We start from the raw sequence: 12,160 nt of genomic DNA, 5'->3' as shown, positions 1-12,160 counted from the left end.
GTATCAGTCGTCCTCGGCCGCGGTCTCGTTGCGCCAGCGGATGCCGGTGTCGATGAAGCCGTCGATGTCGCCGTCGAGCACCGCCTGGGTGTTTCCGACCTCGTGCTCGGTGCGCAGGTCCTTGACCATCTGGTACGGGTGCAACACGTAGGAGCGGATCTGGTCGCCCCAGGAGGCCTTGATGTCTCCGGCGAGCGCCTTCTTCTCAGCGGATTCCTCGGCCTTCTTCAGCACCAGCAGACGGGACTGCAGCACCCGCATCGCGGCGGCGCGGTTCTGGATCTGGGACTTCTCGTTCTGCATCGAGACCACGGTGCCGGTGGGCAGGTGGGTGATGCGCACGGCCGAGTCGGTGGTGTTCACCGACTGACCACCCGGCCCTGAGGAGCGGAAGACGTCGATCTTCAGGTCGTTCTCGTCGATGTCGATGCTCTCGGTGCCTTCAAGCAGCGGGATGATCTCGACCGCGGCGAAGGAGGTCTGCCGGCGGCCCTGGTTGTCGAAGGGGCTGATCCGCACCAGTCGGTGCGTGCCAGCCTCGACGGAAAGCGTGCCGAAGGCGTAGGGAGCGTTGATCTCGATGGTCGCGGACTTCAGCCCGGCCTCTTCGGCGTAGGAGGTGTCGAGCACCTTGACGTTCCAGCCGCGGCGTTCGGCCCAGCGGGTGTACATCCGCAGCAGCATCTCGGCGAAGTCCGCGGCGTCCACGCCGCCGGCGCCGGAGCGGATGGTCATCACGGCGTCGTACTCGTCGTACTCCCCGGAGAGCAGGGTGGTGATCTCCAGGGACTCCAGCGCCTTGTGGATCGAGGCGACCTCGCGGACGGCTTCGTCGAGGACCTCGTCGTCGCCCTCCTCCTTGGCCATCTCGACCATCATCTCGACGTCGTCGATCCGGGTCTCGAGCCGCTCCAGGCGCTCCAGCTCGGTCTGCCGGTGACTGAGCTGGGAGGTGACCTTCTGCGCGTTGGCCTGGTCGTCCCAGAGGTCAGGCGCGACGGCCATATCACTGAGCTCGACGACCTGCGCCTTGAGCTTTTCAACGTCGGTGACCTCCGTGATGCGGCGCAGTGTATTGCGCAGGTCACGAAGTGCGGTGGGGAAATCAGTCTCAGCCATAACAGCACTACAGTACCGCCGTCTTGGGCTTCACCGGTCGAGACTCACCCGGGCAGGGGGCACGACGCGGATCGCTGGCTCCCGGCCGGTGCGCACGCGGGCTGGATGTTCACCCGGGGTCGCGCCGAGACTTAAGCCATCCCTCCAGAATCGACCACCCCCAGAGTCCGACCACCGCGAACCCGAGCAGGATCCCCAGGATGCGCAGCGTCTCGGCCTCGAGCACCCCGGACTCGAGGAACTCCGCACTCACCAGAGCGTCGCGGGCCAGCAGCGTCAGGATCAGACTCACGAACACCAGCGCGAGCACCGTGTTGATGACCGCCAGTCGGGTGTCCCACCGGCCCCGCCGGTACAGGGCCAGGGAAAATACCGCGTGCAGACCGAGCAGTGCCAGCAGCCACGGCCAGAGGCCGGTGTTCAGGATCGGCACTGGCTCGCCGTCGACCTGGGCGAAGCCGCGGAGCCGGTCCCACAGCACAGCGCCGCCGGCCAGCCCGAGGACCACCAGGCTTCCGATCAGCTCGGATCTCGAGCCCTCTGCTCCCACGGCGGGAAGCTCCTCGGGGTTCCAGCCGGCGTCGATCTCGACTCCGGCGCGTTCCAGGATGAAGAACACCAGGGTCACCCAGAAACAGAGGTGCAGGACCACGGAGAATCCCACGGAGATCGAGGAACCGAGGATCTCCCCGACCGCGGCGCCCTCGATGGTCTGTCCCAGCGCGACGCCGCCGGCCGCGAGGATCGGCACGAAGCTGAGCAGCGTGCTGAGCAGGCGCCGCCAGGTGAGGTAGTAGCGCGGCCCGATCAGGTGCAGGGTCGTGCGCGCGTAGCCGGCGGCCAGCACGGCCGGGTCACCGAGATCGATCAGCGCGGCACGCTCTGCCGCGGCGGGGTCCTCGCCTCGTGAGATTCGGGTCGCGACCGAGCCGGCGATTGAGGTCTCCAGCTTCTCGCGGGCATCCGCCCGCTCCTTAGTTGGGACGTGCCGGGTGGCGGCGCTGACATACCGCTCGGTCAAGGTGGCGCTCATGGCAACGGTCCTTGCTCGGAGTGAACTCCTCAGGGAAGTTCATCCTCGCCCGTCGGCGACCGTGCGGGAAGGCCACGTCGCTCAGCGGTCGAGACTCACCGGTTCAGGCTCACCCGGGCATGGGACTCCACGCTGATCGGCACTCGAGCGGGCAGGATCGCCGAGACCACCGGCAGGTCGACGACGGCGACCAGCTCCACGTGCGCGGTCTCCCCCGCATCCGTGACCCAGGCCTGCGAGACGGCGAGGTCACTGAAGCGACCGTGGGCCCCGGAGACGGTGAGGTAGTTCTGCGCCTGGGCGCGCACCTGATCGCTGCTGACCTGCGGCGATGGGCTCGAGGCGCCTTGTTCCGCCGACTGCGCAGCCGCCGAGGCGGCACCGTCGGCGGCGGAGAGCAGCTTGCGCGCCTCCAGGTTCACCGCGGTGGCACCGGCCATCACCGCAACGAGCAGCAGCACCACCAGCAGCATCCCCAGGATCAGGATGCTGGACTGTCCCGAGTCTTCGGTCCGCATCTGGCGCATCTGCGCGGCGACCACCCGTCTCTTCGACGACGCAGCTCCACCGTCCCGGGGTCTTCGGCGCATCTCAGCCCGCCTGCACCTGGGCCGAGGTGGAGGTGACCGTGACCAGGGTGGACCGCCAGCTGCCCAGCTCCGGGATCAGCGGCACCGGGACGCGCACCTCAACGGTGAACGCGACGACGTCGCCGTCATCATCGCATCCGCCGTTGGGGCAGGACATGGTGATCTCCGCCTGATCCGCGCTGAGCCCGAAATCCGCGAGCGCCGCGGAGGCCGCGGCCTGGCTGCGCGCGCTGCGCTCACCCGCTGCCACGTCCTCGCCGCCGAGGACGTACATCCGGGCGGCCTGGTCCGAAGCTCCCAGACTGGCGTAGGCGGCGGCCTGGACCGCTGCGACCCCCAGGATGAAGTAGACCACCGGGATGAGCACCAGCACTGCGAGCATGATGAATTCCACCAGCGCAGAACCTGACTCCTCCTGGCCCTGCCTCCAGCGCCGGGTCAGCCGCTCACGAGAAGTCATAGGCGCTGCCCGTCACCTCGAGGCTGCCGACCCCGGGGAGGAGACCGAGCACCGGGACCTGGGCCCGGACGGTGATCCTCAGGGTCTGCCCCTCCGCCTGGGCCAGATACTCATAGTCCACCGCCTCGGCGTAGCGCGCGGAGATCGAGGACTCGATCAGGGCACGAGTGCGCTGCGCCCCGTCGCTGGCGGTGCGGTCCTCGAGCACACCAAAACGAGCTCCGGTGGACGCGGCGTCGATCAGGGTGTTGCGCACATGGACCATAAGCGTCAGCTGGAGGATCGCGAAGCTCAGCAGCACGAGGAGGGCAGAGACCATCGCGAACTCTGCGGTGGCGGCACCCCGGTCCTCCCCCGCCCGTCGGATTCGCGCAGATCCGCAGACCCCGCAGCGTTTAGCGCGAGACCTGGTTGATCGCATCGTTGAACAGTCCCTGCAGGGCTGGCTGCGCGATTGCGAGCAGTCCGGCCACCAGGACCGCGCTCATCAGCGTGATCATCACCCAGCCGGGCACGTCGCCACGATCCTCCTCGTGGAGACTGACCGCGGCGCAGGCCGCCTGGTGAATCGGCTTCTCCGTGTGCAACATGTTCTTCCCCTTCTCCGTTGGTGCAGTGGTGTGGTGCAGGTCTGAGGTTCAGCGGTGGGCGATGGATCAGATGCCGATCTCCAGCAGCGACAGGCCCGGGTAGATAGCGAAGAGCACCGTCAGCGGCAGCACGCCGAAGACCAGCGGCACCAGCATGCCGATCTCCTTCTTGCCGGCAGTCTCCATGAGCTCGCGCCGAGCCAGTTCTCGGACGTCCTGGGCCTGGGCGTGCATGACCTCGGCCAAAGGGGTACCGCGTTCCATCGCCACGATGATCCCCTCGAGGAACCGGGAGATCGGCGCCGAGCCCACCCGCGTGGACATCTGCTTCAATGCTGTCGAGAAGCTGGTGCCGGACTGGGTCTGATGCAGGACTCTGGTCAGCTCGAGGGCGAGCTCTCCGTGGGCAAGGCGGCCCACTCGGGAGAACGCTCCGGGAGCACCCTCCCCGGCGCTGACCGCCAGCGCGATCATCTCTGCGATGGTCGGAAACTCCGTCAGCATGCGCGCCTGCCGGCGCCGGATCTGACCGGTGAGCAGGTTGTCGCGCAGCGCCACGCCCAGTGCTGCGAGGCCGAGCACGATGACCACCGCGATGAGACCATTGACGCGTCCGGCCCAGACGCCCACAAGACTCAGCACGCTTCCCAGCAGGGCACCGAGCACCCCGAGGCCGAGCTGCTGAAGACGATAGTCGTTGGCTGCGAGCCTCGAGTTCGCCTGCCCGAGCCGGTGACTCAGCTCCTGGGTGTCGAGGCTGAACCGATCAAGCTGTCGCACCGCCTGGCGAACCACCGGGGCGAGGATCCTCGCCATCACACCCAGGGTCGGGATGGGCTCCGAACCAGGGTCCGAGAGTGCGAACCGTGAGTCGGTGGACCGCAGGTATGGCGCCACCCGGGCCTCGAAGCCGGGCCGGTTGTACACGGGCAGGGCTCGCAGGACCGCGACCAGGCCAACCCCCAGGAAGAGGCCGCAGATGAGCGTCCAGCCCATGATCGCCTCATTCACGCGAGCACCCGGACTTCCCGTGGCAGAGCGCCGATCCGCAGCATGAGCCGATAACAGACCAGGGAGACGATGAGACCGGCCCCGAGGACGAACATCCCGGTGGCACCGCGATAGGCCTCGGCGGCCTCCCGCTGCAGGGAAAGCAGCAGCACCACGATCCAGGGGGCGGCGACAGCAAGCTTGGCGGCGTTGACCGTCCACGACTGCCGAGCCTCCAGCTCGCCGCGCGTCCTGGCGTTCTCTCTGAGAAACTCCGCCAAGGTGCTGAGCAGTCGCCCCAGATCGGAGCCGCCCACTTCGCGAGTGATCAGCAGGGCCGCCACGATTCGGTCACCCACCGGATCGGCGAGGCGCAGCTTCAGCCGCTCGAGCGCGGCGTCCAAGGTCTGCCCCGCTCGGTAGTCCTTGGCGAACTCCACGAACGGCTCCCGAAGCGGCTCCGGTCCGGAGATGCCGAGTTGGATCAGCCCCTCCGGCAGCGACATCCCCGACCTGACAGCCGAGCGCAGGTGATCCACGGCATCCGGCCAGTTGTTGCGCAGCAGCGCTCGACGCTTCTCTGCCTGCCAGCGCAGCGCCAGCACCGGCACCATGCCAGCGAAGAGGGCGAAGCACAGCCCCACCGGAATCGCCGCCGTGAGCACCAGGACCACCAGGAACGCGGCGACGGCGCAGACCAGCACGGCGGTGAGCAGCCCCGTGACAGGAATCTTGGGATGACCGGCCTCATCGAGGAGTTTGCGCAACCTCCGCGGGCGTGGGCGTCGGCCGCCAGACCCCCGTGCCGGTCGAGACCAGAACGAGGCATAGATCAGCAACAGCCCGAATCCCAGTCCCAGACCGAGCAGCAGGCTCATGCCCGCATCACCGTCCTGGCGAATCGAGCCTGGTGCTGGGGCGAGAGCTTGGGCAGGTCGAAGACCGCGGAGTCTGTGACGGCGAGCTCGCCGTCCACGGCGTCGAAGAGCATGGTCGTCTCGATGGTGTCCGCCTCGACCCGGCTCCCCACGGCAAGGATCTGCCCGACATGGCGGCCGCCATCCCGGTCCCGGACGCAGTGGACCACGAGGTCGAGACAGGAGGCGACGGTGGGGAGTATGAAGCTGCGTGAGATGTTTTCGCCTGCCAGCAGCGGCAGGGTGCAGATCTTGGTGACCGCGTCTTGAGCGCTGTTGGCATGCACCGTGGCCATTCCGGGCAAGCCAGAGTTCAGAGCGATCAGCATGTCGAGGCTTTCGGCCTCGCGGACCTCGCCGACGATGAGCCGGTCCGGGCGCATGCGCAGCGCCTCTTTGACCAGCCGGCGCAGAGGGATGGCCCCCTCGCCTTCGAGGTTGGACTGTCGACACTGCAGGCCCACCACATCACGCAGCGGCAGCTGAAGCTCGAAGATCTCCTCGACCGTGATGACACGCTCTCTCGGGCCGATTCCCGACGAGAGACAGTTCAGCAGAGTCGTCTTGCCGGACTGGGTCGCGCCCGACACGAGGATGTTCAATCCGCTGTCTACGCACCCGCCCAGAAACTCCCCAGCCTACACACTCAGAGACCCCCTGCGGACCAGGTCCTCGAGCGTGTGCGCTCGTGCGATGAACTTGCGGATATTGACCGCCCAATGGCGCCGGGTGATGTCAGGGATCACGACGTGCAGGCGGGACCCGTCCGGCAGGGTCGCGTCGACAAACGGTGAGGACAGATCGAGCCGTCGACCCGAACTCTTGAGCATCCGTTCCACGAGGTCGCGAATGCGCGACTCACTCAAAGTCAACGAGGTGAGTTCGGACCGGCCCGCTCGAGCCACGAACACTGAGCTTGGGCCGTTGATCCAGATCTCCTCCACCGAGGGGTCCTCGAGAAGCGGCTGGAGCTCACCGAAGCCGGCGAGGGCATCCACGAGGTGTTTGACCGCGTGTTGAACCGGGCCGATGAGTGGCAGCGCGGTCACCATCGACCGACGGTCATACTCGACGACGGCGGCCTCGACCAGCTCCCGAACGCCCGTGGGATTTTCCGCAGGATCGAGCCCGCGGTGCCGGATCTGTTCCCGCACCTCGTCTTCAACGATCGTCAAAGCATCCACAGGCTCGGCCTCATCCCTGATTCCAGTGTGGTGAGCTCACGATAGCCAGCTCCTCAGCGAGTGACCAGTGATTGTCCACATCCTGTGGAAAATAGGTCGTGATCACAGGTCTTCCACAGCTGGCAGGCGCTCACCGGACGCTGATTCGTCCTGGCATAGCCTCGATGCACCACACCCCAGGGCGGGGGCGTCTCGCGCGCACCCTGCAGACGCTGCTCAGACCCCTGCGCACCCTAAGGACCAGGAGGAGACCGCATGAGCCTGGCACCAACGATGACTCTGGCCTGCACGGTCGTGCACGCTCCGGGCTCAGTTCCTGAGTCCCTGTGGAACCTGTTGCGCCTTGCCGCGGCCGGCGCGCACGCCCATGAACTGCGGATCCTCCTCGAAGGAGCCACCGCTCCCTGCGGGGCGCAGATCGATGACGCGCTGCATTCCTGGGTCCGCAGCATCAGGACTGCTGGTTTCCCCGGGACAACGGACTCCGACGTTGCAGTCGACCGCTCCTGGGTCGCAGTCCTGGACCACCGACCGTTGGAGGACCATGCCGCAGACTCCGCTTCGATACATCAGGGCATGGTCGTGGTGCTGCACGCTCAATTCCGGCCGACGCGGCGAACCGGCCCCGCATCACCGCCGCTGCGGCTGTGTATCAGCAACGGGCCGGACTCCGGGCGGATGGTGAGCATCCCGCGGGGAGTCCACATGCTTGGCCGAGGGACGCAGCACCGCGGCACGGCAGACATCCGGATCAACGACCCGCGTCTGGAGCCCTGCCATGCTTCAATCAAGGTCAGCGCAGATCAGGTGATGCTGGCCCGCCCAGGGACAGTCCCGCAGCTACTCCGGACCGATGTGCCGGTCAGCGTCGGCGGGTCGCGCGTGGAACTCGTCCAGGACGTGCCGCCCGCGGCGCCTCCGGGGATCTGGCCCCTGCCTCCCGTGCATGTCTGCCAAGAGGCCCCCTCCGCACGTCACCGCACGATGCTGCTGATGTCCCTGGCGCCGCTGATCGTGGGAATCGTGCTGGTACTGGTCACCGGCATGTGGATCTTCCTGCTGTTCAGCGCCGCCTCCGCCCTCATCGCCGTGGTCACACTCCTGGTGGCGCACCGGCACCGCCGCCGGTTCCGCCGTGCCGTCCGGGCGGGCTCCTCCGAATGGGGCCGCCAGCGCCGAGATCTTCTGGCCCCTCCTGGAGCCGCCATCAGGGCACTGCGAGCGCGGTCCCACCCACGGAATTCGCTCACCTGCGCTGAGGACGGCGGCGTCGTGGTGACCGTGGGCGAAGCGAGGATCGATGCTGAACTGCAGGGCCCGGGTGATGCCGACGCGTTGGTCGATCTGCCCGAGCTCTCGGTCTCCACAGCAACGGCCCTGACGCTTCGCGGGTCGGAATGCACTGCGCTCTTGGGCCCCTCCCGAGAGCAGCTCAGCGTCCTGCGATGGATTCTGGCCCAGCTGACCCACCACTTCGGCACCGCGCCCCAGGTGGTGCTCGCAACAGGTCCCGACGAGATCGACGGAGCCCAGTCGGCGGACCTCCTCTGTGTCGCTGAGCTGCGCGACTACACCCACGTGAGCGTGGTGCCGCGGAACAGCCTTCACACCACGCTGACCAGGCGACAGCTCAGGCCCGCTGCGGAGTCCGCACCGGTGCTGATCAGTCCGACGCAGCTTGACCCGGTACATACCCGGGCCGCACTCGACGCCGGGTGGCACGTGATCTCCCCGGCCCTGCCCGCGCGGGCCCATGAACCCACGAGTCGACCCTCGGAACAGCAGGCGCCCGCACCAACGACTGCCGACGGCTGGCAGGTGGACCTAGAGTCGGGGCAGATCCACCGGGTCGAGGCAGGCGCTGCACGGAGGGTCGCGACCGGGCTGGTGCCTGATGGGTTGTCCCGACGGACGCTCCATGACCACCTCAGACTGGGGCTGCCCAGGATCGCGGGGGCAGCTGCGGAGACCGAAGTCCCCACACAGTGCACCGCCGCGTTGCCTGAACCGTTGATGGCCGGCAGCGCGCACCTGCGGCTGGAGACGCTGTTGGGCCGCGGGGCCGCGGGCGAGGAGTTGTTGGACCTGGTGGAAGACGGCCCGCATATCCTGCTCGCCGGAACGACGGGGGCCGGCAAGTCCGAACTGCTGAAGTCGATGTTGCTCGGCTGGGCGTCAAGGTACGACCCCAGCGAGCTGAACTTCCTGCTCTTCGACTTCAAGGGCGGGTCCAGCTTCCAGCACCTGGCGCGACTGGAACACACCTTGAGTCTGGTCACAGACCTCACCCAGGCTCAGGCCGATCGCGCACTGGAAGGCGTCCGTTCGGAACTCACCCGGCGGGAACGGATGTTCCTCGAGTCCGGCGCCACAGACTACGCAGATTTTCGCCGCTTCCGGCCTGACCGACCCTTGGCTCGCATTCTGGTGGTCTTCGACGAGTTCCGCATCTTCACGCAGGAACTTCCAGCGGCGATGGACGAGCTCCTGCGCCTGGCTACCCTTGGTCGCTCCCTGGGCCTGCATCTGATCCTCACCACCCAACGCCCACAGGGAGTGGTCACGGCAGACATCCGTGCCAACATCGGGACCATCATCTGTCTGCGGCTGCGCAGCGACGACGAGGCGCGCGAACTGGTGGGAACCACTGAGCCGGCACGCATCCCCCGGCGGCTGCCAGGGCGCGGCGTCATCCAACGCCCCGGAGAGTCACCGGTGCCGTTTCACGCCGTGCAGCTGCGCGAGCGCTCCGCGAAGCTCACCGCGCGACCTGAGCGGGCGCCCCGGCCGGCAGGGGCAGGTTGGCGGGAGACCACCCGGCAGCTGGTGGAGGCGCTGGACGCGCATATCCGTCGGAGGCAGGTCCGGCGACCGCACACTCCGCTGCTCCCACCCCTGCCCGAGCTCCTGCGAGCGCCGCTTCCGGCCCAGGAGATCCTCTTGGGTCTCCTCGACGACCCGGCTCAGCAGACACAACGCCTGCTCCACCTCGATCTGAATGCCGGTGAGGGCACAGCGCTGCTCGGCGAGGCAGGTTCTGGCGGCACCGCATGCGTGGAGTCACTGGTCCGCCAGCTCCTGGCGCGCCCAGAGCCGGTCCACATCTACCTCCTGGATGGCGACCATTCGCTTCAAGGGTTCCGGTCACACTCACGAGTAGGTTCCTGGGTCACTACGGATCACCCGCAGGAGGCGGGCCATCTCGTGAGCGAACTGCACCGGCTCGTGGTGGGACGGCGAGTCGACCCCTCGCGGGAACGCTTCCCGCTGGTCCTCGTCCTGACTGGGCACTCGCGGTGGCACGGGTCGGCCCAGACAGCGGGTGGCGGGGATCTTGACTACGATCTGGGCGCGCTCATCAGCGAGGGCATGGGCTACGGCCTCAGCGTCGTGATTGCGGGCGGTCGCGAACTCGCACTGGGCAGGCTGGGTTCGCGACTCCCCCGCAGGATCTACCTGCCCTACGGCGCTTCTGAGGATGTCCGGCATCTCTGGCCGAAGCTGCGGGTGACCGATCGACTGTCCGGCCGCGGAGTTCTGATCACCGCTGACGTGCCAGCCCCGGGGCTGACCCTCCAGCTGGTGACCGGCACGCTGGAACAGCCACCTGGGAGCTCAGCGACCGAGGTGATCCCACCGGTGAGCAGATCCTTGCTCAGGGTGCATCCTTTGCCGGAATCGGTGGATCTCCCGGCGCTGGAACCGGACTCGGGGGCGCTGGTGCTGGGTCTGAGCCAGTTCACCCACTTGCACGCCCGGTTGGAGGACCACTCCTGGCAGGTCGGACTGTTGCTCGGCACGTCGCGGAGCGGAGAGACCAACGCGTTGCACGTGGTGGCGGCCCAGCGCCGGTGTCTAACGATCGCAGAGCTCTCTCCGTCCGGCGATCAGGATGACGTCGACGCCGAGGCCGCTGATCTGCTCCTGGTCGACGACGCCGATCAGTGCACTCCCGAGCAGCATCGGAACATCGAGGCGTGGCTCGAATCGGGAGGGAGGGTTCTGGCCACGGCGCAGCCCAGCATGAATGTCTTCCGCCAGCTTCCGTGGGGCTACCGGGCCCGAACCGGCTCCGCGAACTTCGTGCTCAGCCCGCTGAGCCGCTCACAGGGCGACGCGTTCGGGATCTCGATCCCGATCCTGACCCGACTCACGCCAGGTCGGGCAGTCTGGATCGGTTCCGAGAAGCCCCGGATCATTCAGTGGTGGCGGCACCGGGGGCTGCCTTGAAGTCCGCCCCAACCGGGCGAATCTGCCTGGCGCGTAGGCGAGCCGGATTCGCAGACTCACCGCGGATGACCGGCGCGGGGCAGATGTGCCACGCCCTTCCGCAGCGCCACGACCGCTCCGGCATGGGCCAACTCCTTGGGGCAAAGCGGGACAGCCGGTAGGGACGGATCGTAGAATCCGCCGAAGGATCCGACGCCGGGCCCGCCCACGGCTCGACTCCGGCGTCGAGCAGGCTCCGAGGTAGGCGCCATTTTCAGCGTTTGCGCAGGTAGTGCGGCTATCACTGGGTGGTCAAGACTTTCCAGGCCCCAAACGAAGGACACCGCGATGATCTCCCGTTGGAACAACTCCTCCGCACTGCTCTCCGTGGCCGCCGTCTCGGCCCTGGCCCTGACCTCCTGCGCCAGCGACGAGCTGAATCCCGAGGACGACGACGCGCAGCCCACCGCGACGGTCACCGAAACGGTCGAGGCCGAGGCCGAGGCCACCGAGGAAACCACCGACGAAGCCTCCGAGGACGCGACCCCAGACGGCGAACCTACCGAGGACGCCACCGGATCCCCGGAAGCCGAGGCCACCGAGACCGATGATCCCCAGGCTGATGATTCCGACGCCGAGGGTGATGACCCGTTGTACCAGGCAGTGGATGCCGTGGAGCAGGAGTACCCCGAGGCCGTCGTGCTGGATTTCGACACCGAGTCCAGCTACTACGAGTTCACGATCCTCGACGGGGGCTCCGAGTGGGAGCTTGATGTTGACCGGGAGAGCTTCGAGATCAGCAACACCCAGGAGGACGACGTCGACTCCGATGATCAGCGCAATGCAGACGCGGTCGAGATCGAGTTCGCCGATGCCCTGCGCACCGCCGCGGAAGAAGGTGGCGGGACCCCGGAACAGGCCGATCTCGATGACGAGAACGGCGCGGTGACCTGGGAGGTCGAGCTCGACAACGGCACCGAGGTCTACGTGGACGTGGCTACCGGCGAGGTCGCGAACGGTGACGACTGACATAGGATGAGCTGATTGCAGTAACAGCTGACGAGGGCA

10 protein-coding genes and 1 pseudogene are annotated in these 12,160 nt (G+C 67.5%); 2 read left to right on the top strand and 9 right to left on the bottom strand.

Annotated features, from left to right (window positions below):
• Positions 1-3: 3 nt before the first annotated feature.
• From prfB to EV640_RS07485, 9 genes and pseudogenes are all read right to left on the bottom strand, one after another.
• Positions 4-1,119, bottom strand: coding sequence for a peptide chain release factor 2 (gene prfB / locus EV640_RS07525; RefSeq protein WP_036475000.1), 1,116 nt, complete (start codon positions 1,117-1,119; stop codon positions 4-6).
• Positions 1,120-1,228: 109 nt separating this feature from the next.
• A complete protein-coding gene (locus tag EV640_RS07520) occupies positions 1,229-2,152 on the bottom strand; it encodes a hypothetical protein (RefSeq protein WP_036475003.1) in 924 nt (307 codons plus the stop codon).
• Positions 2,153-2,247: 95 nt separating this feature from the next.
• On the bottom strand, positions 2,248-2,742 hold the full coding sequence (locus EV640_RS07515; RefSeq protein WP_133726174.1) for a pilus assembly protein TadG-related protein: 495 nt from the start codon (positions 2,740-2,742) through the stop codon (positions 2,248-2,250).
• 1 nt (position 2,743) lies between these two features.
• Complete coding sequence (locus tag EV640_RS07510; RefSeq protein ID WP_133726173.1) at positions 2,744-3,202, bottom strand: hypothetical protein; 459 nt, start codon at positions 3,200-3,202, stop codon at positions 2,744-2,746.
• Positions 3,189-3,569, bottom strand: coding sequence for a TadE/TadG family type IV pilus assembly protein (locus tag EV640_RS07505; RefSeq protein ID WP_036475146.1), 381 nt, complete (start codon positions 3,567-3,569; stop codon positions 3,189-3,191). Before EV640_RS07505 ends, EV640_RS07510 begins: the two co-directional genes overlap by 14 nt.
• A 28-nt stretch (positions 3,570-3,597) precedes the next feature.
• Positions 3,598-3,792 carry a hypothetical protein gene (locus EV640_RS07500; protein WP_036475006.1) on the bottom strand — a complete coding sequence of 65 codons (195 nt, stop codon included), beginning with the start codon at positions 3,790-3,792 and terminating at the stop codon, positions 3,598-3,600.
• A 66-nt stretch (positions 3,793-3,858) separates the two neighbouring features.
• Positions 3,859-4,803, bottom strand: a complete 945-nt coding sequence (locus EV640_RS07495; RefSeq protein WP_133726172.1) for a type II secretion system F family protein — start codon at positions 4,801-4,803, stop codon at positions 3,859-3,861.
• Positions 4,800-5,660, bottom strand: coding sequence for a type II secretion system F family protein (locus EV640_RS07490; RefSeq protein ID WP_036475010.1), 861 nt, complete (start codon positions 5,658-5,660; stop codon positions 4,800-4,802). Before EV640_RS07490 ends, EV640_RS07495 begins: the two co-directional genes overlap by 4 nt.
• Positions 5,657-6,883: pseudogene (locus tag EV640_RS07485) on the bottom strand (TadA family conjugal transfer-associated ATPase). Before EV640_RS07485 ends, EV640_RS07490 begins: the two are co-directional and overlap by 4 nt.
• Positions 6,884-7,138: 255 nt before the next feature.
• Between EV640_RS07485 and EV640_RS07480 the strand changes: the two are divergent.
• A complete protein-coding gene (locus EV640_RS07480) occupies positions 7,139-11,113 on the top strand; it encodes an FtsK/SpoIIIE domain-containing protein (RefSeq protein ID WP_133726171.1) in 3,975 nt (1,324 codons plus the stop codon).
• 327 nt (positions 11,114-11,440) lie between these two features.
• Positions 11,441-12,121, top strand: a complete 681-nt coding sequence (locus tag EV640_RS07475; protein WP_036475018.1) for a PepSY domain-containing protein — start codon at positions 11,441-11,443, stop codon at positions 12,119-12,121.
• The last annotated feature ends 39 nt before the right edge of the window (positions 12,122-12,160 follow it).

The sequence above is a fragment of the Nesterenkonia aurantiaca genome (assembly GCF_004364585.1).
In the GTDB taxonomy this organism is placed as follows: domain Bacteria; phylum Actinomycetota; class Actinomycetes; order Actinomycetales; family Micrococcaceae; genus Nesterenkonia; species Nesterenkonia aurantiaca.
Note: the sequence above shows the minus strand (reverse complement) of the source record. Positions and strands in the feature narration are given on the sequence as shown.

Bases quoted from the DNA above. Each gene is read 5' to 3' on its own strand.
- prfB (WP_036475000.1), bottom strand. From the start codon at position 1,119: ATGGCTGAGACTGATTTCCCCACCGCACTTCGTGACCTGCGCAATACA.
- EV640_RS07520 (WP_036475003.1), bottom strand. From the start codon at position 2,152: ATGAGCGCCACCTTGACCGAGCGGTATGTCAGCGCCGCCACCCGGCAC.
- EV640_RS07515 (WP_133726174.1), bottom strand. From the start codon at position 2,742: ATGCGCCGAAGACCCCGGGACGGTGGAGCTGCGTCGTCGAAGAGACGG.
- EV640_RS07510 (WP_133726173.1), bottom strand. From the start codon at position 3,202: ATGACTTCTCGTGAGCGGCTGACCCGGCGCTGGAGGCAGGGCCAGGAG.
- EV640_RS07500 (WP_036475006.1), bottom strand. From the start codon at position 3,792: ATGTTGCACACGGAGAAGCCGATTCACCAGGCGGCCTGCGCCGCGGTC.
- EV640_RS07490 (WP_036475010.1), bottom strand. From the start codon at position 5,660: ATGAGCCTGCTGCTCGGTCTGGGACTGGGATTCGGGCTGTTGCTGATC.
- EV640_RS07480 (WP_133726171.1), top strand. From the start codon at position 7,139: ATGAGCCTGGCACCAACGATGACTCTGGCCTGCACGGTCGTGCACGCT.
- EV640_RS07475 (WP_036475018.1), top strand. From the start codon at position 11,441: ATGATCTCCCGTTGGAACAACTCCTCCGCACTGCTCTCCGTGGCCGCC.